This window comes from Actinomycetospora lemnae, from assembly GCF_028737315.1.
GTDB lineage: Bacteria > Actinomycetota > Actinomycetes > Mycobacteriales > Pseudonocardiaceae > Actinomycetospora > Actinomycetospora lemnae.
Window position 1 is genome coordinate 550,452 of the sequence record NZ_JAQZAO010000001.1, and the last position, 23,797, is coordinate 574,248.

A 23,797-nucleotide genomic window follows, 5' to 3' on the forward strand; every position below is an offset into this window, starting at 1 on the left:
TCCCGGCGGGTGAGCTAGCGATCTCCCCGCGCGGCGCCGCCGCGGCGCGACGACACCTCCTCGCGCCACACCGCGGTCTTCGTGCAGTACTCCGGCGCGAGGACGACGTCCCGCTCGTCGAGCAGCTGCTCGAACCCGGCAGCGGTGGCCGGGACGTCGCGCGGGCAGCAGCGGGTGGACAGCTCCACCAGCTCGCGACCGCTCGGGAACCGGAAGTGCTCGAGGTCGACCCGCGACAGCCCCAGCCCCGTCGCCGCGACCTTCACCCGGCGCACCACCAGCGGTCCGTGCACCTCGAGCTCGCTCAACCGGGCGTCGTCGACCACCTCGGCCCCGCCCCCGCAGGCCCACGCGCACTGGGTCGCCGACAGCAGGTCCCGGGCCTTCGCCGACCCCGCGATGACCGCGGCGGCCAGCGCGGCGTCGATGTCGCGGCGCACCTCGATGTCCTGCCACACGCCCTCGGGCACCACGTCGTACTCGATGCGCGCGCCTCTCGGCACGGACCGCTCGCGGTCCGAGCCCCGGCGGCGCGCCGAGACCGCGAGGTCGAAGCGACCGCGGGTGCGCCGGCGCAGGCGGACCTCGACACCGGCCCGGAGCAGGTCGAGGTCGGCGGTGTCGAGCAGGTACGTCTGACGGACGCTCCACGTCGGCCCGTGGCGTCCCGTGAGGGCCTCGGCGGCGGCCCCGGCCGGCGGCACGAGCAGCGTCTTGAGCTCGACACTGTCCGCGTGGGCACCGTGCGTGGCGAGCCACGCGAGCGCCTCGGCCGATCCGAACCTACCCACCCGGTCGACCTCCCCTCGGGCGTCACCAACCTCCCGCCGGCGGTGCCGTCCGTCGGCGACCCTAGCCGCGCCGAGTGATCCAGCACACCGAACCGCACGGAACCTGACCGGACGGACAGGGTGGCCCCCGACCCCGCTACCGACCACCCGGGCCCCGGACCCGATCGGAGGAGCACGGCCACCTTCCGTGATCAGCCCAGCACAGACCCGTGATGACACACGGGTGTCCATGATCAAGATCTGAAAGACCCCGGACGCCTCTTGCCGACGTCGGATCGGCTCCCTACTGTCGCCTGTGGCTCAGCACACACCGCTCGGCAGCCGAGACCAACCGGCCGCCGCGAGAAGCGTGTGTCCTGCCGCCCAGTGGTCGACATCGTCGGCCGGACGGTCGACTGACCGGCGGCAGCCAGGGCTCCTTCCCCACGCGCTCCCCCGGTCGGCACCGCTCGTGCCGTCGACGCACCACGCCCAGGCGACACCCGGATTCCAGCAGTCCGGGGTCGGCCCGGCGGAGACGGGCTCCGAGGTGGCACCGCCGCCGCGGGCAGGAAGGACATCCATGAGGAGGTACGTCGGATGACGTCCACAGATCGATCGGACGAGCTGCACGCCGCAGGCCTGGACGGCCAGAACAGGACCGCGCTCGGCAGGCTCCTCAACACCGGGAACATCGGCCACGCCGAGAAGGGCGACGACGGCATCATGCGGGCCACGGTCCGCATTCCCGAGGACGAGCTCGTCTGGGACCCCTCGATCGTCGTCTTCCCGGAGGGCGGCGAGGTCGAGCTGACGCTCATCAACGACGACAAGAACACCCACTGCGCGGTGCTGCCCCACAACGGTGACCCCAAGATCATCTGGCTGGTCAACCACTCCAAGGGGACGGCCCGTCTCTCCCTGTCCGGGCCGGGCACCTACTACTACGGCTCCACCACCGGCAACGACGAGGGCCGTGGCCTGACCGGCGCGCTCGTCTTCGGGGGCGAGGTCCCCGACTCGGCGAAGATCGACCGCCCGCCGCAGCCGCGCCCGTAGCCCCTGACGCAGAGACCGGAGAGGAAACCGATGACCGACTACGTGGACGCCGGCGAGGCCGTCCCGCACAAGACCCTCAGCGCCGTCAAGGGCCAGGCCCCGGCGACGGGTGACGTCAACTACGAGCGCATCCAGAACGCGCGCAGCGAGCCGCAGAACTGGCTGACCTACTACGGCACCTACGACGGCCAGCGCTACAGCTCGCTGGACCAGATCAACCGGGACACCGTCAAGCGCCTGACCCCGGCGTGGGTGTTCCAGGCCGGCTCGGTCGGCCTGCACTCCGGTGCGTCGACCTACTCGTTCGAGGCCACCCCGCTGGTCGTCGAGGGCGTCATGTACGTCTCCGGACCCGACGGCAAGGTCTGGGCGATCGACTCGACCACCGGCGAGGAGCTGTGGCGCTACAAGTGGGCGTCGCCGTACGACGTGTCGCTGTGCTGCGGCAACGTGAACCGCGGCGTCGCCGTGGGCCACGGCAAGGTCTACATGTACACGCTGAACGCGCACCTCATCGCGCTCGACGCGCAGACCGGTGACCTGGTCTGGGACGTCACCAACGGCGACGTGCGCGCCGGGGAGTCCGGCTCGGTCGCCCCGCTGATCGTCAAGGACAAGGTCATCGTCGGCAGCGCCGGCGGCGAGTTCGGCCTCCGCGGCCACATCGACGCCTTCGACGCCGAGACCGGCGAGCGCCAGTGGCGCACCTACACGGTGCCGAAGCCGGGCGAGCCCGGCTCGGAGACCTGGGGCGACGAGAACGCCGAGGCCTGGCAGCGCGGCGGCGCGAACTGCTGGGTCACCGCGACCTACGACCCCGAGCTCGAGCTGCTGTTCCACGGCACGGGCAACCCCGCGCCCGACTTCGACGGCGACGTCCGTCCGGGCGACAACCTCTACACCGACAGCGTCGTCGCGGTGGACGTGAACACCGGCCAGATCCGGTGGCACTACCAGTTCACCCCGCACGACCTGTGGGACTACGACTCGACGATGGAGAACCTGCTCTTCGACGCTCCGGACGGGCGCAAGCTGCTCGCCCACGCGGACAAGAACGGCTACTTCTTCGTCCTCGACCGCACCAACGGCGAGCTGGTCCGGGTCTTCCCCTTCGTCGACCGCATCACGTGGGGCGAGATCACGCCCGACGGCAAGGTCACCCCGAAGGTCTACCCGGACGAGGAGGGCGTCCCCGTCCACTTCTGGCCCGGCCCGGCCGGCGGCAAGGAGTGGACGCACATGTCCTACAACCCCAACACGGGGTTGATCTACGTGCCCGTCCAGGAGGTCGGGGCGACGGCGACCCGCCGGCGCCGCGAGTTCAAGGAGTCGATCCCCTACTGGGGCGCCGGCGTCGCCGTCGACCTGGACGACTTCTACGGGTACGTCGCCGCGATCGACCCGCTCACGGGCGAGGAGAAGTGGCGCTGGAACAACGAGTACCCGATGTGCGCCTCCACGCTGACCACCGCGGGCAACCTCGTGTTCCAGGGCACGCCCACCGGTGAGTTCGTCGCGCTCGACGCCGAGTCCGGCGAGAAGCTGTGGTCGTTCCAGTGCGGCAGCGGCCACCACTCGAGCCCGGTCACCTACGAGGTCGACGGCCGCCAGTACATCGCGGTGCCCACCGGGTGGGGCGGCTGGGTCGAGGGCTTCCTGCCCGGCCTGCTCGGCGCCGCCGCCGGCGACGCGCTGTTCTGCTTCGCCCTGCCGCAGAGCTGACCCACCCCGCAACCGCGAATCGTTCGCCGGCCCCGCGCCGGCCGAGAGGAGATCGACATGGAGCTCCACGTCTGGGAGACCCCGCAGTTCGAGGAGATCGGCGTCGCGCCCGAGGTGACGATGTACGTCGCCCAGATGGACGACTGACCGACTGAGCCACGAAGGGGCGCCGGATTCGTTCCGGCGCCCCTTCGCGGTGTCCGGTGTCCGTCCGCGATCGGTGAACCCCGGGAGGCGTCATGACGGTCGAGCAGACCGAGGCGAGGCCGGAGGCCAAGCGCTGGCTCTGCGAAATGTGCGGATTCATCTATGATCCGGAGGAGGGTGATCCCGACAGCGGCATCCCGCCCGGGACGCCTTTCGAGGACATCCCGGACGACTGGATGTGTCCGATCTGCGGAGCCGAGAAGTCGGACTTCCGCGAGTTGGCGCCGGGCGAGTTCCCGGAGATGTGAGGTTGCAGCAAGAATGATCACCGGGTACGGCCACTTCGCGCAGCTCGCCGAATCGCTCCAATGGGACGAGACCACCATCGACCTCACGGCCGACATCGAGGCCTGGCCGAAGCTCGAGCAGGAGGAGTACGACCAGGTCCTCGGGCTGCTCGCCGGCTTCTGCGTCGGCGAGACGGCCGTGGCCACCCACCTCACGTCGTTCGGCGGCGCGGCCAGCACCGACGACCGGATGGCCGAGGTCTTCGCCGCCCAGGCCCGTGACGAGGCACGTCACGCCCGGTTCTTCGACCGGGTCGTGCGCGAGGTCGCGGGCGTGCCCGGGGACAACATGGCCGACCGGATCGACGCCCTGCGCGACCGCGTGAGCCCGGACCTCATCGAGCTGTTCGAGGAGCGGCTGCCGGCCATCGCGACGCAGGTCGCCGAGGACCACGCGCAGCTCACGGCTGCGGTCGGGCTCTATCACATGATCCTCGAGGGCGTGGTCCTGACGGCCGGCCAGCACGCCCTGCTGCAGACGCTCAAGGGCCTGTCGGTCGCGATGCCGGGCACGCACAAGGGAATGGAGCTCGTGCTCCGCGACGAGCGCTGGCACATCGGTTTCGGCTCCCGCGTGATCCAGAGCGCGGACGTCGTCGACGACCAGATGGAGGAACTGCTCACGCAGGGTGTCAAGGCGGCGTCCGCGTGGGGCGACCTGATCTCGCACGACGACATCGTCCAGGTCGAGCACCTCCACGCCCGCCGTCTCAAGTCGGTCGGCATCAAGTTCTGGTGATCTCGCGCGCTGACGCCGTCGGCGCGCGCGGGTAGGTTGATCGCTATCGACGAGAGGAGGTGGCACGCCATCATGGAGTCGCTCTCCATCTGGGAGACCCCCGAGTTCGAAGAACTCGGCGTCGCCCCCGAGGTGACGATGTACGTCGCCCAGCTCGACGACTGACGACCTACCGACAGGGGCGCCGGAGATCGCATTTCCGGCGCCCCTGTCGCCGTCGTCGCCCAGGAACAGGAGGACGGACAGCGATGTGGCTGCGGGTGCTCGGCGCCGGCGCGGGCGGCGGCTTCCCCCAGTGGAACTGCGGGTGCCCGGGATGCCGCGCGGTCCGCGAGGGCTCGCGTCCGGCCACGCCGCGGACGCAGTCGTCGATCGCCGTGAGCGCCGACCGCGCCACGTGGTTCCTCGTCAACGCCTCCCCCGACCTGCGGGCCCAGATCGAGGCGGCGCCCGAGCTGCGGCCACGTTCCCAGCGGGACAGCCCGATCGCCGCGGTGCTGCTCACCGACGCCGAGCTCGACCACACGATGGGGCTGCTGCTGCTGCGCGAGGGCCCGGGCGTCGAGGTCCACGCCACCGACGCGTCGTTCGCGACGCTCACCGACGGGACGGGCTTCGTCCCCACGCTGGAGCGCTACACCCAGGTCACGCGACGCGTGGTGGTCCCGGGCGCGACCGTGGCGCTCGCCGAGGGCCTGACCTACACCGCGTTCGACGTGCCGACGGTGAAGAAGGCCCGTTTCGCGGGAGACGCCGCGAAGCGGAGCTCGACCGGGGGCGCCGGCGGCGTGGACAGCGAGGGTCGCGTCGTCGGCTACCGCTTCACCGACACCACCTCCGGCCGGACCGCCGTGTACCTGCCCGGCGTCCAGGAGGTCACGCCCGCGGTGCACGACGAGCTCGCGGCCGCGGACGTCGTGCTCGTCGACGGCACCACGTGGACCGACGACGAGATGATCCGCCTGGGCCTCGCGTCCAAGACCGCCCGCGACATGGGCCACCTGGCCGTCGACGGACCGGACGGGAGCCTCGCGGTCCTCTCCGGTCTGCGGGCCGAACGCAAGATCTACGTGCACATCAACAACACGAACCCGATGCTGCTCGAGGACTCCGCGGAGTACGCGACGGTCACCGCCCGCGGGGCCGAGATCGCGACCGACGGGCTCGAGGTGGAGGTCTGAGGCGGATGACGGCGACACACGCGACCAACGGCACCCACGCCGGGCCGGGGACGGCGGTCGGCCCCGACGCCCTCGTCGAGCGGCTGCGGTCCCAGGCCACGCGCTACCACAGCGAGCACGACTTCCACGTGCGCATGAACGCCGGCGAGCTCTCGCCCGACCAGATCCGCGGTTGGGTCGCCAACCGCTTCTGCTACCAGGAGGCGATCCCCCGCAAGGACGCCGCGGTGCTGGGCAACTGCCCCGACCGCGAGGTCCGCAAGCGCTGGATCCGGCGGATCACCGACCACGACGGCACCGACACCACCGAGGGTGGCATCGAGGCCTGGCTGCGTCTCGGCGAGGCCTGCGGGGTCCCCCGCGAGGAGATGGAGGACGGGCGGCACATCGTGCCGGGCGTGCGGTTCGCGGTGGAGGCCTACGTGACCTTCGCGCGCACCCGCCCGTGGGTCGAGGCCGTCGCCTCGTCGCTCACCGAGCTGTTCGCCCCGGGCCTCATGGCCGAGCGGCTCGCGGCGTTCGAGAAGCACTACACGTGGATCGACAAGGACGGACTCGACTACTTCCGCAACCGGCTCCACCAGGCCCCGCGCGACTCCGAGCACGCGCTGGAGATCGTCAAGGAGCGGTGCCGGACCGCGGAGCAGCAGGACGCCGCCGTCGCCGCGCTCGCCTTCAAGAACGACGTGCTCTGGAGCATGATGGACGCGATCGACCGGGCGTACCCCTCGTGACCAGCGGGGACGCGCAGCGGAGCGGAGCCGGACCGATCAGGACCGTCCCGCGCACCGGGCGGCCGCGGCTCGCCCGGTTCGTCAAGATGCGCTACGACAAGGCCCGCGAGCGGCAGGTGCTGCTCGGGCCGGAGACCGTCGTGGTGCTCAACCCGACCGGCGCCGACATCCTCGGCCTCTGCGACGGCGCGCACAGCGTGGGCGACATCGTCGACGAGCTCGGCCGCCGGTACGACCGCGTCGTCGACGACGAGGTGACCTCGTTCCTCGAGCGCCTCGCGTCCCGGCGCTGGGTGGAGATCCCGGATGACTGACACCCCTGACGGTCCCCTCGGCCTGCTGGCCGAGCTGACCCACGCCTGCCCGCTGTCCTGCGCCTACTGCTCCAACCCGCTGGAGCTGACCAAGCGCTCCGCGGAGCTCACCACCGACGACTGGCGCCGCGTGCTCGACGAGGCCGCCGACCTCGGGGTGCTGCAGAGCCACTTCTCCGGCGGCGAGCCGCTGCTGCGCCGCGACATCGTCGAGCTCGTCGCCCACGCGAGCGGGCTCGGCCTCTACACGAACCTCGTGACCAGCGCGATCGGGCTCTCGCGCCCCAGGGCGGAGGCGCTGCGCGACGCCGGCCTCGACCACGTCCAGGTCAGCATCCAGGCCGACGAGCCGGTGCTGTCCGACCAGCTCGCCGGCATCTCCTCGTTCGACAAGAAGATGGCGGCGGCGCGGCTGGTGAAGGAGCTGGGCTGGCCGCTGACCCTCAACGTCGTGCTGCACCGGCAGAACATCGACCGGATCGGCGCCATCCTCGAGCGGGTCGAGGAGCTGGAGGCCGACCGCGTCGAGCTCGCCAACACCCAGTACTACGGCTGGGCGCTGCGCAACCGCGAGGCGCTGCTGCCCAGCCGCGAGCAGCTCGAGCGCGCCGAGCAGGTCACCCGCGAGGCCCGCGAGCGCCTGCGCGGGCGCACCGACGTCATCTACGTCATCCCCGACTACTACAGCCGCTACCCCAAGCCCTGCATGGGCGGCTGGGGCTCGCGCCAGCTCGTCGTCGGGCCCGAGGGCAACGCCTGGCCGTGCCTGTCGGCCCACGAGCTGCCGCTGCCGCGGGCGAACGTGAACGAGCACGACCTCGGCTGGATCTGGCGGTCCTCCCCGCTGTTCACGGCCTTCCGCGGCACCGACTGGATGCCCGACCCGTGCCGCAGCTGCGAGCGCCGCGAGGTCGACCTCGGTGGCTGTCGCTGCCAGGCCTTCCAGCTCACCGGCGACATGACCCGCACCGATCCGGTCTGCGTCCTCTCACCGGACCGCGGGATCATCGACGCCGCCGTCGAGGCCGCGAACAGCGACGAGGGGCCGGCGGCGCCGACCCGCGAGCCGGTCCTGGTCCCGGTCCCCGCCCTCGTGTCCCGGCCCCACCGCGCGGACGAGTAACGGGTCGGTCGTACGGGGCGCCGATCCTGCCGAACCGCCTACGCTCGTCCTCCCCCGGGGTCTCCCGGGTTGGTCCGGAGAGAGGAGACCCGCGATGTCGGGTGGCGGCGGGAAGATCGAGCAGCGGGTGGTCCTGACACGGCAGGAGGCCGCGCGGTGGCTCCACCAGCTCGCGACGGCCCTGGAGAACGGGGGCACCGCGGACGTCGCCCTGGTCGGGCCGACGGTCGCGCTGAACCTGCCCGAGGAGTTCGAGGTCGAGCTGGAGCTCGAGCCCTACGGCGAGAAGATCGAGCTGGAGTTCGAGCTCGTGTGGCCGAACGACCGCGGCGAGCCCTCGTCGGACAGGCCGCGGACCTCCGTCGCCGCGCCCACACCCCTGCGTTGACGGTTGCGGCCGGAGGCCGCGTGCAGTAACCATGCCACGTGTCCGTGATCGCGATCACCTTCGTCGTCATCGCCCTGGCGGAGGTGGCGGACACCAGCGGTCTCGTGACGCTCGTCCTCGCGACCCGCTTCCCGGCCCGCTGGGTGCTCATCGGTGTCTTCGCCGGGATGCTCGTGCACGTCGGCATCGCGGTGGCGGCGGGCAGCCTCGTCGGTCTGCTCCCGGAACGTCCCCTCGAGGCGATCCTCGCGGTCATGTTCCTCATCGGAGCGTTCCTCACCCTCCGCGAGGGGCTGGAGGACGACGACGATGACGATGACGACGACGAGGAGCGCGAGGCACCGCGGACCCGGTGGGCGGTGGCGGCGACGGCCTTCGGCATCACGGCGCTCTCCGAGCTCGCGGACCCCTCGCAGATCCTCACCGCGACGCTGACCGCGCAGTACGGCGCCCCGCTGCTCGTCGGCATCGGCTCGCTGCTGGGCCTGTGGGCCGTCTCCGCCCTCGCCATCTACGGGGGCAACCGGCTCCGGCAGATCGTGCCGGTGAAGTGGGTGGCGATCGTGGCCGCCGCGATCATGGTGATCCTCGCGATCATCAGCGCGGTCGCGGCCATCCGCGGCTGAGGCCCGGCCGCTCGTCGTGATCCCGATCCTCGCGTTCGTCCTGGGCGTCGCGGTCCTCGTCCACTCCGCCGAGAAGCTCATCGGCCAGCTGGTCGGGGTCGCGAGCCGGTGGGCGATCTCGCTGTTCCTCGTCGCGCTGGTGTTCACCGGCATCGAGTTCGACGATCTCGCCCTCGGCCTCGCGCTGGGCGTCGAGGACCTCCACGAGGTCGCCCTCGGCACCGTCATCGGCACGACGATCGCGATGCCCGGGCTCGTGCTGGCCCTCGCCGCGGTCGTGGCCCCGACGTCGGTGACGGTGCCCCGCGACTACCTGGCCCTCTACGCCGGCGCCCCCGTCGTCATGTACGCCCTCGCGCTCACGGGGCGCCTGACGGCCCTGACCGGCGCGGGGCTCCTCGTGCTGTTCGCCGCCTTCGTCGGGTGGATCGCGCTGCGCGAGTACGCCGCGCGGCGGCCCGTGTGGCGCGACGCCGCGCTCTACGAGCAGATCGACCGCGTGACCCTCGGCGGCGGCATCGCGTCGCGGCGCGGCCGCCCGGAGCCGGCGGGCGGCCCGGCCGGCGCTCCCCCGCCCGGTGTCCGCATCGACGAGGGCTTCCTGCGCGCCCGCCGGCGCTCCCCCGCGGCCACCGTGGCGCTCGCCGTCCTCGCGCTCGCGGGCCTCGTCGTCGGCGCCACCGTGGCCGGGGCCGGCACCGAGGGGATCCTCGAGGAGTTCGCCCTCCCGGGCACCGTCTTCGGCGTCACGGTCGCGACGCTCGCCCTGTCCCTCGAGGACCTCCTGCTCACCGTCGAGCCCGCCCGCCGCGGCGCGCCCGAGATCGGCGTCGCGAACGTCGTCGGCAGCGTCGTGTTCTCGGTGACCGGCAAGCTCGGGATCCTGCTGCTGGCCGGCGGCACGATGGTCGTCACCGACGAGGTCGTGCGCTGGCACCTGCCGGTGCTCGTGCTCCTGACCGCGACGTCGGCGGTGTTCCTCGCGTCCGGGCGGCTGCGCCGTCGCCACGGGGTCGTGCTGCTCGCCGCGTACCTCGCCTACGTCGTGGTCAGCCTGGTGGTCGTCGGCGGGGTCCCGGTCGGGGACTGAGTGGTGCTCCCGACCGGGACGCCGAGGTGCTCAGGCCGCGATCGATCCGTGCGGGTCGATGACGAACTTCTTCGCCACGCCCGAGTCGAACTGGGCGTAGCCCTGGGGGGCGTCGTCGAGCGAGATGACGGTCGCGTTGACCGCCTTCCCGATCTGCACGCGGTCGCGCAGGATCGCGTTCATCAGCTGCCGGTGGTAGCGCATCACGGGGCACTGGCCGGTGGTGAACGAGTGCGACTTCGCCCAGCCCAGACCGATGCGGATCGACAGGCTGCCCTCCTTGGCGGCGTCGTCGGAGGCCCCGGGGTCGCCGGTGACGTAGAGACCCGGGATGCCGAGCTTCCCGGCCGCCCGCGTGATCTCCATGATGGAGTTGAGGACCGTCGCCGGCTGCTCCTTGTCCGAGTCCTTGCCGTGACCGCGCGCCTCGAACCCGACCGCGTCGACCGAGGCGTCGACCACCGGCTCGCCGACGATCTGCTCGATCTTCTCCGGCAGCGTGCCCTCCTCCGTGAGGTCGACGGTCTCCGCGCCGATCACCTCCCGCGCGTGCCGGAGGCGCTCCTCGTTCATGTCCCCGACGATCACCGCGGCGGCCCCGAGCAGCTGCGCCGACGCCGCGGCGGCGAGGCCCACGGGCCCGGCGCCGGCGATGTAGACGGTCGAACCGGTGGTCACGCCCGCGGTGACGCAGCCGTGGTAGCCGGTGGGGAAGATGTCCGACAGCATCGTCAGGTCGAGGATCTTCTCCATCGCCTGATCGCGGTCGGGGAACTTCAGCAGGTTCCAGTCGGCGTACGGGACCATCACGTACTCGGCCTGGCCGCCCTGCCAGCCGCCCATGTCGACGTAGCCGTACGCCGAGCCCGGGCGCTCGGGGTTGACGTTGAGACAGACGCCGGTGTGGCCCTCCTTGCACATCCGGCAGCGCCCGCAGGCGATGTTGAAGGGGGCCGAGACGAGGTCGCCCTGCTGGATGAACTCGACGTCGCGGCCGACCTCGACGACCTCGCCGGTGATCTCGTGGCCCAGGATCAGCCCGGGCGGCGCCGTGGTCCGGCCGCGGACCATGTGCTGGTCGGACCCGCAGATGTTGGTGGCGACGAGCTTGAGGATCACCCCGTGCGGGCACTGCCGCCCGACGTTGGCGGGGTTCACCCCCGGCCCGTCCTTGAGCTCCAGGCTCGGGTACTCGATGTCCTGGATCTCGACCTTCATCGGTTCGATGTACGCAACGGCCTTCATGGGCGTTCCTCCGAGGGGTGTCTGCGCTGACCGGGACGGCCGGCGGGCCGCCGTGGTGGGCTGACGGTCCGATCCTCCGGGTACCTGTGGCCTCTGTCACTCACACCCTCGCAGGAGAGGAAGGCGTCGAACGGACGCGTCAGGTGCGCGTGCCGGCCGCCCTCACGGCACCCCGGCGGCCACGAGCACCGCCGTCGTCACCCCCGCGCCCACGACCAGCCCGGCCGCGACCTGGGCGAGGGTGTGCGCGCGCAGCACCAGGCGCGCCCAGCCCACGAGCGGCACGGCCAGCCAGGACAGCGCCCACCACCCGCCGCCGAGCAGCGTGAGCACCGCGGCCGCCGCGGCGACGACGGCGGTGTGGAAGCTGACCTTCCAGACGAGCGTGATCGCGGTGGCGACGACGACCGTGACGAGCACCGCCACCTGCAGCGCGGCGATCGCCCGGGGCGCGCCGGCGACGAGCAGCACCACCACGCCCGTCGCGACCGAGAGCGCCGCGAGCCCCAGCGGGACCGCCCGCTGCTCGCGCTCGCGCAGGTGGTGGTCGGTGTAGCGCCCGGAGCGCACGCCGCGGTCGACGATGAACGCCGGGATCGCGACGGTGAAGACCATGCCGATCAGCGACCACGCGACGCCGACCGGGCCCGCGGCCAGCGCCCCGACCACCGGGTAGAGGACGGCGAGCAGCAGGGTCGGCGACGTCGCCGTCGTGACGCCCGCGGCGATGCGGCGGGCGGGCGTGGTCACCTCGACGGCCGTCACGCGCCGTAGCCTAGGCGGCCGAGACGGAGGAGGACGCGTGAGTCGGCAGGTGCACCTCGTGCTGGCCGTGGTGACGGCACCCCCGGGCCGGCTCCTGCTCGTCCACCGCCCCGGGGAGATGCCGCCGGCGGTCCTGCCGGGCGGGCGCCCCCAGGACAAGGAGTCCCCCGGCGCGACCGCCGCCCGCGGCTGCCTCGAGGAGACCGGCGTGGAGGTCCGGGCCGGGCGCCAGCTCGGGCGCTTCAACCACGACGGCATCGTCACGATCTACGTCGCCGCGAGCCCGGTGCACCCCGTCGACCCCGAGGGGATCCCGGACAGCGTGCGCGCCGCCTGGTACCTCCACGACCAGGTCGACATGGTGCTCCCCGACCTGTGGGCGCCGGTGCGCGCCCACCTGGACAAGACGATCCGGCGGCGCTGAGCTAGACCGGCAGGACCGTCGGGACGATCATCGGCCGGCGCCGGTAGGTCTCCCCCACCCAGCGCCCGACGACGCGACGCACCGCCTGGGCGATGCGGTGGGTGTCGGTGATCCCCTCGGCCTCGGTGCGCGAGAGCTCCATCTCGACGAGCGAGACGACGTCCTCGAGCGCCTTCGGGTCGTCGGAGAACCCGCGCCCGGAGATGCGCGGCGGGGCGACCGCGCGACCGGTCGCGGCCTCGACGGCGACGGTGATCGCGATGAAGCCGCCCTCGCCGAGCACGAGCCGGTCCGACAGCGTCGACTCGCCGACGTCGCCGACCTGGTTGCCGTCGACGTAGACGTGACCGACCTCGACCCGCCCGCTGATCGCCGCGCGCCCGTCGACGAGGTCGACGACGACGCCGTCCTCGGCGATGACGACGTTCTCGACCCCCGTCCGGCGCGCGATCTCGGCGTTGGCGCGCAGGTGGCGCCACTCCCCGTGGACGGGCATGACGTTGCGCGGGCGCAGGGCGTTGTAGAGGAACAGCAGCTCACCGGCCGACGCGTGACCCGACACGTGCACGCGCGCGACACCGGAGTGCACGACCTCGGCCCCGAGCCGGGTCAGGCCGTTGATGACGGCGAACACCGCGGTCTCGTTGCCGGGGATCAGGCTCGAGAGCAGGACGACCGTGTCCCCGGGCACGATCGTGATCTGGCGGTGGTCGCCGCGGGCCATGCGCCCGAGCGCCGACAGCGGCTCGCCCTGGGAGCCCGTCGACACGAGCACGACGTCCTTCTCGGGCATCGCGAGCGCGTCGTCGAGGTCGACGAGCAGGCCCTCGGGCACGCGCAGCAGGCCCAGGTCGCTCGCGATGCCCATGTTGCGGACCATCGAGCGACCGGTGAAGCAGACCTTCCGCCCGTGGTGCGCGGCGGCGTCGAGGATCTGCTGCACGCGGTGCACGTGGCTCGCGAAGCACGCGACGATGAGGCGGCTCGGCGCCTTGCGGAACACGTCGTCGATCACCGGGGCGATGTCGCGCTCCGGGGTGACGAAGCCGGGCACCTCGGCGTTGGTCGAGTCGACGAGCAGCAGGTCGACGCCCTCGTCGCCGAGGCGCGAGAAGCCGGCCAGGTCGGTGAGGCGCCCGTCGAGGGGCAGCTGGTCGAGCTTGATGTCACCGGTGTGCAGCACGGTGCCGCCGGGGGTGCGCACGGCGACGGCCAGGGCGTCCGGGATCGAGTGGTTGACCGCGAAGAACTCGCAGTCGAACGTGCCGTGGTGGTTGCGCTCGCCCTCGCGGACCTCGAGCAGGCGCGGGGTGAGCTGGTGCTCCCGGCACTTGGCCGCGACCAGCGCGAGCGTGAAGCGCGACCCGACGACGAGCAGGTCGGGGCGCTGGCGCAGCAGGAACGGCACGGCGCCGATGTGGTCCTCGTGCCCGTGGGTGAGCACGAGCGCGTCGACGTCGTCGAGGCGGTCCTCGACGGCCCGGAAGTCGGGCAGGATCAGGTCGACGCCGGGCGAGTCCTCGGACGGGAAGAGCACACCGCAGTCGACGATCAGCAGGCGGCCGCCGTACTCGAGCACGGTCATGTTGCGCCCGATCTCGCCGATGCCCCCGAGGGCGACGACGCGCAGTGCGCCCTCCGGTGTCGGCGGCGGGGTGCCCTCGGAGCCCGGGACCGACTGCGTCGGCACCCCGGAGCCCCGCGCGCAGTCGTGACTCGCGTGGTCGTGCTGCTGGTTCTGCTGCTGGTTCTGGTGCTGGCCCTGCTGCTGACCCTGCTCGGGCCGGCGGGCGGTGGAACGGCTCATCGGGCGGTCCCGGGGAAGGGACGCGGGAGACGGGCGGTGATCGGGTCCTCCTGGTACGGAATGCGGTGCGGGGCCCTCACAGGCCCCGGTCGAGTGCCATGACGGTGGCGACGTCGGCGGGCTCACCCTCGGGGTGCACCACGCACTCGTCGCGGCCGGCCGCGTGCAGCAGCAGCTCGCCGGGCTCACCGGTCAGGATGACCGTGCGCGGCCCCGAGCGCACGGCGTGCTCCTCGCCGTCGGGGCGGCGCAGCGTCACGGCCACCGGGCTGGAGCGGTAGCTCAGGCGACCGAGCAGGCCGACCATGCGCCACAGCTGCCGGTCGCGGGCCTCGTCCGGCGGGCGCGGCGACCAGCCGGCCTGGGCGCGGCGCACGTCCTCGTGGTGGATGAAGAACTCCTGGACGTCGACGACGCGCAGCGGCGGCAGCGCCATCGGGCTCCAGAACGGCGGCCCGGAGCGCAGGGTGGCCACCAGCTCGCCGAAGTCGCCGCGCGCGATCGACGCCTGCACGTGCTCGGTCCAGCTCGCGAGCGGCGGGATGAGGATGCCGGGCGCGGCGTCGGGGCGGCGCTCGCGGGTCACCAGGTGCGCGAGCAGGTCACGGGTGGTCCAGCCCCCGCACAGCGTCGGTTCGTCGGGGCCGAGCCGCAGGAACAGGTCGGCGAGATCGCGACGCTCGGCGTCGGCGATCTGGGCGGCACTCATGGTCACTCCCTACCCGTTCCGTCGCCGGGCCCTCGCCCCGTCCTAACCCTCGGCGACGAACGGGCTGCTCGCGACCTCGGAACCGCTCGGCAGGCGGCGGATCTCGAAGTCGGCGAAGACGTTGGGCACCTCGGCCTGCAGCACCTTGAGGCACGCGATCGCGAGGTCACGGATCTCGACGTCCGCGTGCTCGCTCGCGCGCATCGCGATGAAGTGGCGCCACGCCCGGTAGTTGCCGGTGACGACGATGCGGGTCTCGGTGGCGTTGGGCAGCACGGCGCGGGCGGCCTGGCGGGCCTGCTTGCGGCGCAGCGTGCGGTTGGGCTCGTCGGCGAAGCGCTCCTCGAGGCCCACCAGGAGCTTCTCGTACGCCTCCCGCGCCGCCTCGGCGGCCTCGAGGAACTGCCGGTGCAGCTCGGGGTCCTCGGCGATGACCTCCGGCTCGACCATCGCCGCGTCCTTCTCCGGGACGTAGCGCTGGGAGAGCTGCGAGTACGAGAAGTGCCGGTGGCGGATCAGCTCGTGGGTGAGGCTGCGCGACATCCCCGTCAGGTAGAAGCTCACCGTCCCGTGCTCGAGCACCGAGAGGTGGCCGACCTCGAGGATGTGGCGCAGGTACCCGGCGTTGGTGGCCGTCGCCGGGTTCGGCTTGCTCCACGACTGGTAGCAGGCCCGCCCCGCGAACTCGGCGAGCGCCTGCCCGCCGTCGGCGTCGGTCTCCCACGGGACCCCGGGCGGCGCGAAGAACTCGGTCTTCGCGATCAGCGTCACCTGGGGGGACACGGTCTCCGGAGCCACGGGCCCACGGTACAAGTCGCCCTCCGCGCCGTTCGCCGACAGCATGATGACACCATCGTGGTGGCGATCAGGGCCTCGTGGTGTCACAGTGGTGTCATGGACCTGACACCGTACGTCGCCTCCCTCCGCGACGACCTCGCCGCGGCCGCCGCGGTCGGCGACGAGGCCACGACCCGGGCGGGCTCCTCGCTCGCCGCCGCCCTCGAGCCCGCCGTCCGGCTGGCGCTCATGAACGCCCTGTCCGACCTCGCCGGCGAGGTCTCCGAGCAGCTCGGCGACCGCACCGTCTCGCTGCGCCTGTCCGGCCGCGAGGTGCAGGTCGTCGTCGACCGCGGCCCCTCGTCGGAGCAGGACGGCTTCTTCGCCGGACCGTCGTCGTCGCCCTTCGCCGGCACGCCGGGCGGTGGCCCCGGCGGCCCGGGTCGCCACACCCCGCCGCCCCCGCCCGGCCCCGGCTTCGGCGGCGGCGGCTTCGGCGGCCCCGGTGGTCCCGACGTCGGCGACATCTCGCGGATGACGCTGCGCCTCGTCGACCAGATCAAGGGCCAGGCCGAGAAGGCCGCGGCCGCGCAGGGCATGTCCCTGAACTCCTGGATCGGCCAGGCCGTGCAGGGCGCGCTCAAGGGCCAGTACGGCGGCCACCGCGGCGGGCCGTGGGGCCGCTGGGACGCCGGCTGGGACTCGGGCCGGGACCCCGGTGACGACCCGAGCCGCGACGAGAACTGGCGGAAGGGCTGGGAGCAGGGCCGTCCGGGATCGTCCGGGGACACCGGGTCGACCGGCAGCGGGTCGACCGGGTCCGACACCCCGCCGACCCCGCCCGCGAGCGACTCCGACGGCCCGTCGACCGGCCCCTCGACCGGCCCCTCGACCGGCCCCTCGACCGGCTCCCCCGGCGAGGGCGGGTCGACGAGCTCGACCGACCGCCGCGACGACGGCGGGGACGACGTGTCCGGATGGGTGCGGGGATGAGCGCCCCGGCCCGCGAGGTCGCCGGGGCCGGCACCGAGCCGGTGACCATCGACGTCGCCCTCGACGCCGGGACCGTCCGCGTGCACCTCGACCCCCACCCCCACCCCGACCCCGAGCCGGCCGGTGACGAGACCGTCCGGGCCCGGGTCGAGGCCGACCCCGACGCCCCGCCCGGCTGGATGCGGGGGCTCTCGGGCCTGCTGGGGTTCCTCGGCGTCGACCGCTCGTCGACCACCCCCGAGGAGCGCGCCGCGGCCGCCGTCGCCGCCACGACGCTCGACTGGGACGCCGACGCCCGCCGGCTCGTCGTCCGCGGCCCGCAGGACTGGGCGCTGCGCGGCGTCCCGCTCGCGATCACCGTGCGGGCGCCCCGCGACTCGGGCCTGCGCCTGCGCGCGGGCGCGGCGCGGGTCGTGGTCGAGGGCCGGGCCGACGAGGTGTCGGTGCACGGGACGGGCGAGGTCCGCCTGGACGAGGTCACCGGGCGCGCCGACCTGCGCTGCGGTGCCGGCGAGGTCCGCATCGCCCGCCTCGCCGGCCCGTTGCGGATGACCGGCGGCGCGGGCGGTGTGCGGATCGAGCACGTCCTCGCGCCCGCCGAGATCACCACGGGCGCCGGTCGCATCCGGCTCGGCGACGTGCACGCCGACGTGGCCGTCCGGGCCGCGGCCGGCGACGTCCAGGTCGCCGACGCGCTGGCCGGCGACCTCGAGCTCGGCACGGGCGTCGGCTCGCTCTGGGTCGGCGTGCATCCGGGCGTCGATGCGCAGGTCGCCCTCCACGCCGCCGTCGGGCGCGTGCGCAGCGACCTGCCGGTGCGCGGCGAGCGGCCGGAGGCGCCCGCGTCGGACACCGCGACCGACACCGGCCCCCCGCTGCGGATCCGCGCTCGCACCGGGGCGGGCGACGTCACCGTCGCCACCGCGCGCCCGCGCCCCGCGCTGACCGCGACCCCTTGAGAGCCGCCCGCAGCACGTGACCCCCGAGATGAGCGAAGGGCCCCTTCGGTCGAGTAGTTCGACCGAAGGGGCCCTTCGCTCAGTTCCGGGTCGGGCCTAGTCCGAGCGCGCCCCGGTGAGGGTGGCGCCGAGGACGTCGTGGTTGAGCTGCGCGATCGAGGCCAGCGGGATGCCCTTCGGGCACACCTCGTGGCAGGCGCCCACGTTGGTGCAGCCGCCGAAGTCCAGCTCGTCCTGGCGGGCGAGCATGTTGATCGCACGGGTCTGGCGCTCGGGCTGGCCCTGCGGGAGCAGCCCGAGGTGGGTGACCTTCGCGGCGGTGAACAGCATCGAGCTGCCGTTCGGGCAGGCCGCGACGCACGCGCCGCAGCCGATGCAGGTGGCGGCGTCGAACGCGTCGTCCGCCGACACCTTGTCCACCGGGATCGCGTGCGCCTCGGGCGCCGAGCCGGTGTTCACCGAGATGTAGCCGCCCGACTTGATGATCTCGTCGAGCGCGCTGCGGTCGACGACGAGGTCCTTGACCACCGGGAACGCCTTGGCCCGCCACGGCTCGATGTCGATCGTGTCGCCGTCGTCGAAGTGCCGCATGTGCAGCTGGCACGTCGTCGTGTACTGCTGCGGGCCGTGCGCGTTGCCGTTGATGACCATGCCGCACGAGCCGCAGATGCCCTCGCGGCAGTCGTGGTCGAACGACACCGGGTCCTTGCCGTCGATGACGAGCTTCTCGTTGAGCACGTCGAGCATCTCGAGGAACGACATGTCCGGCTCGACGTCGTCGAGCACGTACTTCTGCATCTTGCCCTTGGCCTCGGGCGAGGCCTGCCGCCAGATGCGCAGGGTGAGCTTCACAGTCGATACTCCGTAGTCGGATCAGCTACTTGTAGCTGCGCTGGGTCGGGTGCACGTAGGAGAACTCGAGGTCCTCCTTGTGCAGCACCGGCCGCTGGTTGTCGCCGGCGTACTCCCAGGCCGCGACGTACGCGAAGTTCTCGTCGTCGCGCTGGGCCTCGCCGTCCTCGGTCTGGGACTCGACGCGGAAGTGGCCGCCGCAGGACTCCTCGCGGTGCAGGGCGTCGATGCACATGAGCTCGGCGAGCTCCATGAAGTCGGCGACCCGGCCGGCCTTCTCCAGCGACTGGTTGAAGCCGTCGCCGGTGCCGACGATCTTCACGTCGCGCCAGAACTCCTCGCGCAGGGAGGGGATGCGGTCGAGGGCCTTCTCCAGGCCCTCCTTGCTGCGGGCCATGCCGCACTGGTCCCAGACCAGCTGGCCCAGCTCGCGGTGGAACGAGTCGACGGTGCGGTGGCCGTTGGCCGAGAGCAGCTTGTCGATGCGCGCCCGCGTGGACTCGACGGCCTCCTGCACGGCCGGGTGGTCCTCGGGCACCTCGTCGAACGGGGCGTCGGCGAGGTAGTCGGCGACCGTCGTCGGGAGCACGAAGTACCCGTCGGACAGGCCCTGCATCAGCGCGGAGGCGCCGAGGCGGTTGGCGCCGTGGTCGGAGAAGTTGGCCTCGCCGCCCACGAACAGCCCCGGGATGGTCGAGCGCAGGTCGTAGTCGACCCACAGCCCGCCCATCGTGTAGTGGATCGCCGGGTAGATGCGCATCGGCGTCTCGTACGGGTCGTCGCCGGTGATGCGCTCGTACATCTCGAAGAGGTTGCCGTACTTGGCCTCGACGGCCGGGCGGCCGAGACGCGCGATGGCGTCCTTGAAGTCCAGGTACACGCCGAGCCCGCTGGGCCCGACGCCGTGCTCCGCGTCGCACATGTTCTTGGCGGCGCGGGAGGCGATGTCGCGCGGGACCAGGTTGCCGAACGCCGGGTACTGGCGCTCGAGGTAGTAGTCGCGCTCGTCCTCGGGGATGTCGTTCGGGTCGCGGTCGTCGCCGCGCTCCTTGGGCACCCACACGCGGCCGTCGTTGCGCAGCGACTCCGACATCAGCGTCAGCTTCGACTGGTACTCGCCGGAGACCGGGATGCACGTCGGGTGGATCTGCGTGTAGCAGGGGTTCGCGAAGAGCGCGCCCCGCTTGTGCGCCCGCCAGGCCGCCGTGACGTTCGAGCCCTTGGCGTTCGTCGACAGGTAGTAGACGTTGCCGTAGCCGCCCGAGCAGAGGATGACGACGTCGGCGAGGTGGGTGTCGAGCTGCCCGGTGAACAGGTTGCGCGTGACGATGCCGCGCGCCTTCCCGTCCACGACGATGAGGTCGAGCATCTCGGTGCGCGGGTGCACCTCGACCGTGCCGGCGTGGACCTGGCGCTCGAGGGCCTGGTACGCGCCCAGCAGCAGCTGCTGGCCCGTCTGGCCACGCGCGTAGAACGTGCGGGACACCTGCGTGCCGCCGAACGACCGGGTGTCGAGCAGGCCCGAGTACTCGCGGGCGAACGGGACGCCCTGGGCGACGCACTGGTCGATGATGTTGAGGCTGACCTCGGCCAGGCGGTGCACGTTCGACTCGCGCGAGCGGAAGTCGCCGCCCTTGACCGTGTCGTAGAACAGGCGGTGGATCGAGTCGCCGTCGTAGCGGTAGTTCTTCGCGGCGTTGATCCCGCCCTGCGCGGCGATCGAGTGCGCGCGCCGCGGGCTGTCCTGGTAGCAGAACGACTTCACGTGGTAGCCGGCCTCGCCGAGCGTGGCGGCGGCCGCGGCGCCGGCCAGGCCGGTGCCCACGACGATGACGCTCATCTTGCGGCGGTTGGCCGGGTTGACCAGGCGGGCGGAGAACTTGCGGTCGCTCCACCGGTCGGCGATGGGGCTGTCCGGGGCGCGCGTGTCCGCGATCGGGTCGCCGAGGACGTAGCGGCCCTCACCCTGGACGGCCGTCGGCTCCTGCTGCAGTTCAGACATCGTCACCTCACCAGACCGAACATCACGGACAGCGGGACGATCGCGAAGCCGATCGTGATCACCGCTGCCACGACGAAGGCAAAGGTCTTGAGCGCGTTCTGCTTCAGCGCGCTGTTCGCGCCGAAGGTCTGGATGGCCGACCAGAGGCCGTGCCGGATGTGGAAGCCGAGGGCCACCACCGCCAGGATGTAGAAGAGGGACACGTACCAGCGGTCGAAGCTCGCGACGAGCTTCAGGTAGGCGCTCTCGTCACCACCGAGCGGGTTCACCGTGCCGGTGGTCAGGTCGAGGATGTGCCAGACCAGGAACAGGAAGATGATCACCCCGCCCCATCGCATCGTCCGGGCGGCGTAGCTGCCCTCCCAGCGCTGCCGGTGCTGGTACCCGATCGGGCGGGCCTTCTTCGCCTTGTACCAGAGCGAGAACGCGGCCCACATGTGCAGCACGAGGCTCGTCAGCAGGACGACGCGCAGGAGCCAGAGGACCCCCTCGTAGCCGAAGATCGCCTCGCCGATCTCGCGCAGGTGCTGCGCGTAGGCGTCGAACGCCTCGATGCCGAAGAAGACCTTGAGGTTCCCGAGCATGTGGGCGATGACGTACAGCAGGAAGACGGCGCCGGTCGTGGCGATGACCGTCTTCTTGCCGACCGAGGTGCCCCACGTCCTCGAGACGATGTTGCGCTGCGGGGTGATGACCACGTGAAGACGGTAAGTCGCCGCATCACGAAGCGCTAATGCATGCAACACGGTCATGTCATAGCGTGGGGCTATGGCGATGACCATCAAACAGCTCAGCTACTTCCTCGCTGTGGTGGACACCGGCCGATTCACGCAGGCAGCGGCGTTGTGCCGTGTCGCGCAGCCGACGCTCAGCAAACAGATCCGCAGCCTGGAGGAGGACCTGGGCGAGACGTTGCTCACGCGCGGTCACGACAACGTCACACTGACGGCGGCGGGCGAGGCGCTCCTGCCGCTCGCCCGCCGCATCGTCGCGGACTCCGAGACCGCCCGGATGGAGATCGCCGAGCTCGCCGGGCTGCGCAAGGGCCGGCTGCGTCTCGGGGCCACGCCCAGCCTGTGCGTCAGCGTCGTCGCCGACGTCCTCGAGGTGTTCCACGGGCGCTACCCCGGCATCAGCCTGCAGATCGCCGAGGGCGGCTCGCAGGACCTCGTCGCCGACCTGCAGCGCGCCCAGCTCGACCTCGCGCTCGTCATCGACCGCGGGGAGACCGTGGGCGACCTGGCGTTCACCCCGGTGCTGCGCGAGGAGCTGGTGGTCGTGTCGGCGCGCGCGTGGCCCGACCTCGGCGGCCACGTCGGCATCGCCGAGCTCGCCGAGCACCCGCTGGTGATCAACCGCGAGGGCTACGAGCTGCGGGAGGTGACGCTGGCCGCCTGCGCCGCCGCCGGCGTGACCCCGCGGATCGCCGTCGAGGGCGGCGAGATGGACGCCGTGCTGCGCATGGTGGAGCGCGGGCTGGGCGTGGCGATCGTGCCGAGCCTCGTGCTCGCCGGTCACCCGACGCTGCGCGCCACCCGTCTGGACATGTCAGGAGAGCACGCCGACAGGGCGTGGAGTCACCGCACGATCTCGCTCGCGCACCGCACCGACGTCGCCCCGACCCGCGCGGCGCAGGCGTTCCGCGAGGACCTGCTGGCGGTGCTCGCCCGCACCTCGCGCACGGGGCACCTGCCCCCGGGCGTGCGCTACGTCCACCCCCCGACCTTGACGGCCTGAGACAGCGCGGGCGCGAGGTCGCCGCCCTCGACGACGACGCCGTCGAGGTCGAGCCAGCGCGCCATCGTCGCGAGCTCGGCGGCGAGGGCGTCGGCCACGGCGGCCTCGCCGGGGTGGTCGGCGCCGCCCTCGAGGAACGCCCCGGGCACGCGCAGCGCCCGGTCGGCCCGGTCGGCCTTGAGGTCGACCCGCGCCACCAGCCGCCCGTCGAGCAGGAACGGGAAGACGTAGTAGCCGTGCGTGCGCTTCTCGGCGGGCGTGTAGATGCCGATGCGGTAGTGGAAGTCGAAGATGCGCAGCGTGCGGGCCCGGAACCAGATCAGCGGGTCGAACGGGGCGAGCAGCGCCCGCCCGGTGACCCGGCGGGGCAGCCGGGCGTCGGGCGCGCGGTAGGCCGGCGCGGACCAGCCCTCGACCTCGACCGGCACCAGCTCGCCGGCGTCGACGAGCGCGGCGACCGCGGCCTGGCTCTCGGCCGGCGGCAGGCGGAAGTAGTCGCGCAGGTCGGGCTCGGTGGCGACGCCCAGCGCCGTCGCGGCCCGGGCCACCAGCGCGCGCATCGCCTCGTCGCGGTCCGGCTCGCGGGCGAGCACCTCGGGCGGGAGCACGTTCTCCGCGAGGTCGTAGGCGCGCCGGAAGCCGCGGCGCGTCCCCGTGGTGAGGACCCCGGTGGCGAAGAGGTGCTCGCACGCCACCTTGACGTCCGAGCGCTGCCACCAGCCGCCGTGCGCCCGCGCGCGCCGGTCGCCCGCGTGGCCGAGCACCTCGGCGATCTCCCCCGCCTCCAGCGCCCCGTGCTCGGCGACGGCCGCCACGACGGCGTCGAGGACGTCGGGCCGGTGGTCGAGCGCGTTGCCCAGCCAGCGGTTCTCCCGGGCGGCGTTGTCGCGCATGCGCCAGCGGAACAGCGGCCAGTCGTCCACCGGCAGCAGGCTCGCCTCGTGCACCCAGTACTCGACCAGGGTGCGGCGCCGCGCCTCCGCGGGCGTCCGCGGCCAGGCCAGCGCGTCGAGGGCCTCGCGGTCGTAGGGACCGAGCCGGGAGAACAGCGGCGCGTAGTGGGCGCGGACGGCGACGTTGACCGAGTCGAGCTGGAGCAGCCCGAGGCGCTCGACCGCCGCCGCGAGCGTGCGCCGCGACGGCGGGGCGGGCCGGGCCGGGCCCGTCAGTCCTTGGGCGGCGACCGCGGCCCGTCGCGCCTGCGCCGCCGACATCCTCTCCACGGTCACGATCCTGCCGCAGACCCCCGACAACGGACGGGAGACGGAGTGCAGCGGAGCCCGACCC

General features: G+C 72.6%; 27 protein-coding genes. 17 read left to right on the forward strand and 10 right to left on the reverse strand.

The window, feature by feature from the left end:
• Positions 1-14: 14 nt before the first annotated feature.
• Positions 15-791: a hypothetical protein gene (locus tag PGB27_RS02645; RefSeq protein ID WP_274198777.1), complete on the reverse strand. Its 777-nt coding sequence runs from the start codon at positions 789-791 to the stop codon at positions 15-17.
• Positions 792-1,370: 579 nt separating this feature from the next.
• Here PGB27_RS02645 and PGB27_RS02650 point away from each other — a divergent pair.
• From PGB27_RS02650 to PGB27_RS02710, 13 genes are all read left to right on the forward strand, one after another.
• Positions 1,371-1,829, forward strand: coding sequence for an MSMEG_3727 family PQQ-associated protein (locus PGB27_RS02650; protein WP_274198778.1), 459 nt, complete (start codon positions 1,371-1,373; stop codon positions 1,827-1,829).
• Positions 1,830-1,859: 30 nt separating this feature from the next.
• Positions 1,860-3,551: a PQQ-dependent dehydrogenase, methanol/ethanol family gene (locus tag PGB27_RS02655; RefSeq protein WP_274198779.1), complete on the forward strand. Its 1,692-nt coding sequence runs from the start codon at positions 1,860-1,862 to the stop codon at positions 3,549-3,551.
• Between the two features lie 57 nt (positions 3,552-3,608).
• Positions 3,609-3,698, forward strand: coding sequence for a pyrroloquinoline quinone precursor peptide PqqA (gene pqqA / locus PGB27_RS02660; protein WP_274198780.1), 90 nt, complete (start codon positions 3,609-3,611; stop codon positions 3,696-3,698).
• Positions 3,699-3,790: 92 nt separating this feature from the next.
• Positions 3,791-4,006 carry a rubredoxin gene (gene rd, locus PGB27_RS02665; RefSeq protein ID WP_274198781.1) on the forward strand — a complete coding sequence of 72 codons (216 nt, stop codon included), beginning with the start codon at positions 3,791-3,793 and terminating at the stop codon, positions 4,004-4,006.
• Positions 4,007-4,019: 13 nt separating this feature from the next.
• On the forward strand, positions 4,020-4,784 hold the full coding sequence (locus PGB27_RS02670; RefSeq protein WP_274198782.1) for a ribonucleotide-diphosphate reductase subunit beta: 765 nt from the start codon (positions 4,020-4,022) through the stop codon (positions 4,782-4,784).
• A gap of 72 nt (positions 4,785-4,856) precedes the next feature.
• Complete coding sequence (pqqA, locus tag PGB27_RS02675; RefSeq protein ID WP_274198783.1) at positions 4,857-4,949, forward strand: pyrroloquinoline quinone precursor peptide PqqA; 93 nt, start codon at positions 4,857-4,859, stop codon at positions 4,947-4,949.
• Between the two features lie 83 nt (positions 4,950-5,032).
• Positions 5,033-5,965, forward strand: coding sequence for a pyrroloquinoline quinone biosynthesis protein PqqB (gene pqqB, locus PGB27_RS02680; protein ID WP_274198784.1), 933 nt, complete (start codon positions 5,033-5,035; stop codon positions 5,963-5,965).
• Between the two features lie 5 nt (positions 5,966-5,970).
• Positions 5,971-6,699 (forward strand): pyrroloquinoline-quinone synthase PqqC, encoded by a 729-nt coding sequence (pqqC, locus tag PGB27_RS02685; protein WP_274198785.1) that lies wholly within the window; start codon positions 5,971-5,973, stop codon positions 6,697-6,699.
• Positions 6,696-7,013 carry a pyrroloquinoline quinone biosynthesis peptide chaperone PqqD gene (pqqD, locus tag PGB27_RS02690; RefSeq protein WP_274198786.1) on the forward strand — a complete coding sequence of 106 codons (318 nt, stop codon included), beginning with the start codon at positions 6,696-6,698 and terminating at the stop codon, positions 7,011-7,013. The genes pqqC and pqqD overlap by 4 nt, the downstream gene beginning before the upstream one ends.
• On the forward strand, positions 7,006-8,136 hold the full coding sequence (gene pqqE, locus PGB27_RS02695) for a pyrroloquinoline quinone biosynthesis protein PqqE (protein WP_274198787.1): 1,131 nt from the start codon (positions 7,006-7,008) through the stop codon (positions 8,134-8,136). The genes pqqD and pqqE overlap by 8 nt, the downstream gene beginning before the upstream one ends.
• A 94-nt stretch (positions 8,137-8,230) precedes the next feature.
• Positions 8,231-8,524 (forward strand): amphi-Trp domain-containing protein, encoded by a 294-nt coding sequence (locus PGB27_RS02700; RefSeq protein ID WP_274198788.1) that lies wholly within the window; start codon positions 8,231-8,233, stop codon positions 8,522-8,524.
• Between the two features lie 38 nt (positions 8,525-8,562).
• Positions 8,563-9,150 (forward strand): TMEM165/GDT1 family protein, encoded by a 588-nt coding sequence (locus PGB27_RS02705; protein WP_274198789.1) that lies wholly within the window; start codon positions 8,563-8,565, stop codon positions 9,148-9,150.
• 16 nt (positions 9,151-9,166) lie between these two features.
• Positions 9,167-10,240, forward strand: coding sequence for a sodium:proton exchanger (locus tag PGB27_RS02710; RefSeq protein ID WP_274198790.1), 1,074 nt, complete (start codon positions 9,167-9,169; stop codon positions 10,238-10,240).
• A 30-nt stretch (positions 10,241-10,270) separates the two neighbouring features.
• Here the strand turns inward: PGB27_RS02710 and fdhA are convergent, their stop codons facing one another.
• Positions 10,271-11,485: a formaldehyde dehydrogenase, glutathione-independent gene (gene fdhA / locus PGB27_RS02715; RefSeq protein WP_274198791.1), complete on the reverse strand. Its 1,215-nt coding sequence runs from the start codon at positions 11,483-11,485 to the stop codon at positions 10,271-10,273.
• Between the two features lie 162 nt (positions 11,486-11,647).
• Positions 11,648-12,250, reverse strand: a complete 603-nt coding sequence (locus tag PGB27_RS02720) for a hypothetical protein (protein ID WP_274198792.1) — start codon at positions 12,248-12,250, stop codon at positions 11,648-11,650.
• A gap of 37 nt (positions 12,251-12,287) precedes the next feature.
• Between PGB27_RS02720 and PGB27_RS02725 the strand changes: the two genes are divergently transcribed.
• Positions 12,288-12,674, forward strand: coding sequence for an NUDIX hydrolase (locus tag PGB27_RS02725; protein ID WP_274198793.1), 387 nt, complete (start codon positions 12,288-12,290; stop codon positions 12,672-12,674).
• Position 12,675: 1 nt separating this feature from the next.
• On the opposite strand, the gene PGB27_RS02730 is transcribed toward PGB27_RS02725, so the two are convergent.
• From PGB27_RS02730 to thyX, 3 genes are all read right to left on the reverse strand, one after another.
• Complete coding sequence (locus PGB27_RS02730; protein WP_274198794.1) at positions 12,676-14,481, reverse strand: ribonuclease J; 1,806 nt, start codon at positions 14,479-14,481, stop codon at positions 12,676-12,678.
• A gap of 76 nt (positions 14,482-14,557) precedes the next feature.
• Positions 14,558-15,190: a TIGR03085 family metal-binding protein gene (locus tag PGB27_RS02735; RefSeq protein WP_274198795.1), complete on the reverse strand. Its 633-nt coding sequence runs from the start codon at positions 15,188-15,190 to the stop codon at positions 14,558-14,560.
• A gap of 42 nt (positions 15,191-15,232) precedes the next feature.
• The gene (gene thyX / locus PGB27_RS02740) at positions 15,233-16,033 is read right to left on the reverse strand and encodes an FAD-dependent thymidylate synthase (RefSeq protein ID WP_408629990.1); all 801 of its coding nucleotides are present in this window, start codon (positions 16,031-16,033) and stop codon (positions 15,233-15,235) included.
• A gap of 51 nt (positions 16,034-16,084) precedes the next feature.
• Here thyX and PGB27_RS29345 point away from each other — a divergent pair, with 51 nt between their 5' ends.
• Positions 16,085-16,960, forward strand: a complete 876-nt coding sequence (locus tag PGB27_RS29345) for a hypothetical protein (RefSeq protein WP_332843739.1) — start codon at positions 16,085-16,087, stop codon at positions 16,958-16,960.
• Positions 16,957-17,919, forward strand: coding sequence for a DUF4097 family beta strand repeat-containing protein (locus PGB27_RS02750; RefSeq protein ID WP_274198797.1), 963 nt, complete (start codon positions 16,957-16,959; stop codon positions 17,917-17,919). Before PGB27_RS29345 ends, PGB27_RS02750 begins: the two co-directional genes overlap by 4 nt.
• A gap of 96 nt (positions 17,920-18,015) precedes the next feature.
• Here the strand turns inward: PGB27_RS02750 and PGB27_RS02755 are convergent, their stop codons facing one another.
• Genes PGB27_RS02755 through PGB27_RS02765 form a run of 3 tightly spaced genes read right to left on the reverse strand, consistent with a single transcriptional unit; the run spans position 18,016 to position 21,471 of the window.
• Positions 18,016-18,771, reverse strand: coding sequence for a succinate dehydrogenase/fumarate reductase iron-sulfur subunit (locus tag PGB27_RS02755; protein WP_274198798.1), 756 nt, complete (start codon positions 18,769-18,771; stop codon positions 18,016-18,018).
• Between the two features lie 25 nt (positions 18,772-18,796).
• Positions 18,797-20,773 carry a fumarate reductase/succinate dehydrogenase flavoprotein subunit gene (locus tag PGB27_RS02760; RefSeq protein WP_274198799.1) on the reverse strand — a complete coding sequence of 659 codons (1,977 nt, stop codon included), beginning with the start codon at positions 20,771-20,773 and terminating at the stop codon, positions 18,797-18,799.
• 2 nt (positions 20,774-20,775) lie between these two features.
• The gene (locus PGB27_RS02765; protein ID WP_274198800.1) at positions 20,776-21,471 is read right to left on the reverse strand and encodes a succinate dehydrogenase cytochrome b subunit; all 696 of its coding nucleotides are present in this window, start codon (positions 21,469-21,471) and stop codon (positions 20,776-20,778) included.
• 76 nt (positions 21,472-21,547) lie between these two features.
• On the opposite strand from PGB27_RS02765, the gene PGB27_RS02770 reads away from it, so the two are divergent.
• Positions 21,548-22,510, forward strand: coding sequence for a LysR family transcriptional regulator (locus PGB27_RS02770; protein ID WP_274198801.1), 963 nt, complete (start codon positions 21,548-21,550; stop codon positions 22,508-22,510).
• Here PGB27_RS02770 and PGB27_RS02775 read toward each other — a convergent pair.
• Entirely contained in the window at positions 22,480-23,724 is a 1,245-nt protein-coding gene (locus PGB27_RS02775; protein WP_274198991.1) for a winged helix-turn-helix domain-containing protein, read from the reverse strand. The genes PGB27_RS02770 and PGB27_RS02775 overlap by 31 nt on opposite strands.
• Between the last annotated feature and the right edge of the window lie 73 nt (positions 23,725-23,797).

Excerpts from the sequence above, each read along its gene's own strand:
- PGB27_RS02650 (WP_274198778.1), top strand. The coding sequence starts at position 1,371 with ATGACGTCCACAGATCGATCGGACGAGCTGCACGCCGCAGGCCTGGAC.
- PGB27_RS02655 (WP_274198779.1), top strand. The coding sequence starts at position 1,860 with ATGACCGACTACGTGGACGCCGGCGAGGCCGTCCCGCACAAGACCCTC.
- pqqA (WP_274198780.1), top strand. The coding sequence starts at position 3,609 with ATGGAGCTCCACGTCTGGGAGACCCCGCAGTTCGAGGAGATCGGCGTC.
- rd (WP_274198781.1), top strand. The coding sequence starts at position 3,791 with ATGACGGTCGAGCAGACCGAGGCGAGGCCGGAGGCCAAGCGCTGGCTC.
- PGB27_RS02670 (WP_274198782.1), top strand. The coding sequence starts at position 4,020 with ATGATCACCGGGTACGGCCACTTCGCGCAGCTCGCCGAATCGCTCCAA.
- pqqA (WP_274198783.1), top strand. The coding sequence starts at position 4,857 with ATGGAGTCGCTCTCCATCTGGGAGACCCCCGAGTTCGAAGAACTCGGC.
- pqqB (WP_274198784.1), top strand. The coding sequence starts at position 5,033 with ATGTGGCTGCGGGTGCTCGGCGCCGGCGCGGGCGGCGGCTTCCCCCAG.
- pqqC (WP_274198785.1), top strand. The coding sequence starts at position 5,971 with ATGACGGCGACACACGCGACCAACGGCACCCACGCCGGGCCGGGGACG.
- pqqE (WP_274198787.1), top strand. The coding sequence starts at position 7,006 with ATGACTGACACCCCTGACGGTCCCCTCGGCCTGCTGGCCGAGCTGACC.
- PGB27_RS02700 (WP_274198788.1), top strand. The coding sequence starts at position 8,231 with ATGTCGGGTGGCGGCGGGAAGATCGAGCAGCGGGTGGTCCTGACACGG.
- fdhA (WP_274198791.1), bottom strand. The coding sequence starts at position 11,485 with ATGAAGGCCGTTGCGTACATCGAACCGATGAAGGTCGAGATCCAGGAC.
- PGB27_RS02730 (WP_274198794.1), bottom strand. The coding sequence starts at position 14,481 with ATGAGCCGTTCCACCGCCCGCCGGCCCGAGCAGGGTCAGCAGCAGGGC.
- PGB27_RS02735 (WP_274198795.1), bottom strand. The coding sequence starts at position 15,190 with ATGAGTGCCGCCCAGATCGCCGACGCCGAGCGTCGCGATCTCGCCGAC.
- thyX (WP_408629990.1), bottom strand. The coding sequence starts at position 16,033 with ATGCTGTCGGCGAACGGCGCGGAGGGCGACTTGTACCGTGGGCCCGTG.
- PGB27_RS29345 (WP_332843739.1), top strand. The coding sequence starts at position 16,085 with ATGGACCTGACACCGTACGTCGCCTCCCTCCGCGACGACCTCGCCGCG.
- PGB27_RS02750 (WP_274198797.1), top strand. The coding sequence starts at position 16,957 with ATGAGCGCCCCGGCCCGCGAGGTCGCCGGGGCCGGCACCGAGCCGGTG.
- PGB27_RS02760 (WP_274198799.1), bottom strand. The coding sequence starts at position 20,773 with ATGTCTGAACTGCAGCAGGAGCCGACGGCCGTCCAGGGTGAGGGCCGC.
- PGB27_RS02770 (WP_274198801.1), top strand. The coding sequence starts at position 21,548 with ATGACCATCAAACAGCTCAGCTACTTCCTCGCTGTGGTGGACACCGGC.
- PGB27_RS02775 (WP_274198991.1), bottom strand. The coding sequence starts at position 23,724 with ATGTCGGCGGCGCAGGCGCGACGGGCCGCGGTCGCCGCCCAAGGACTG.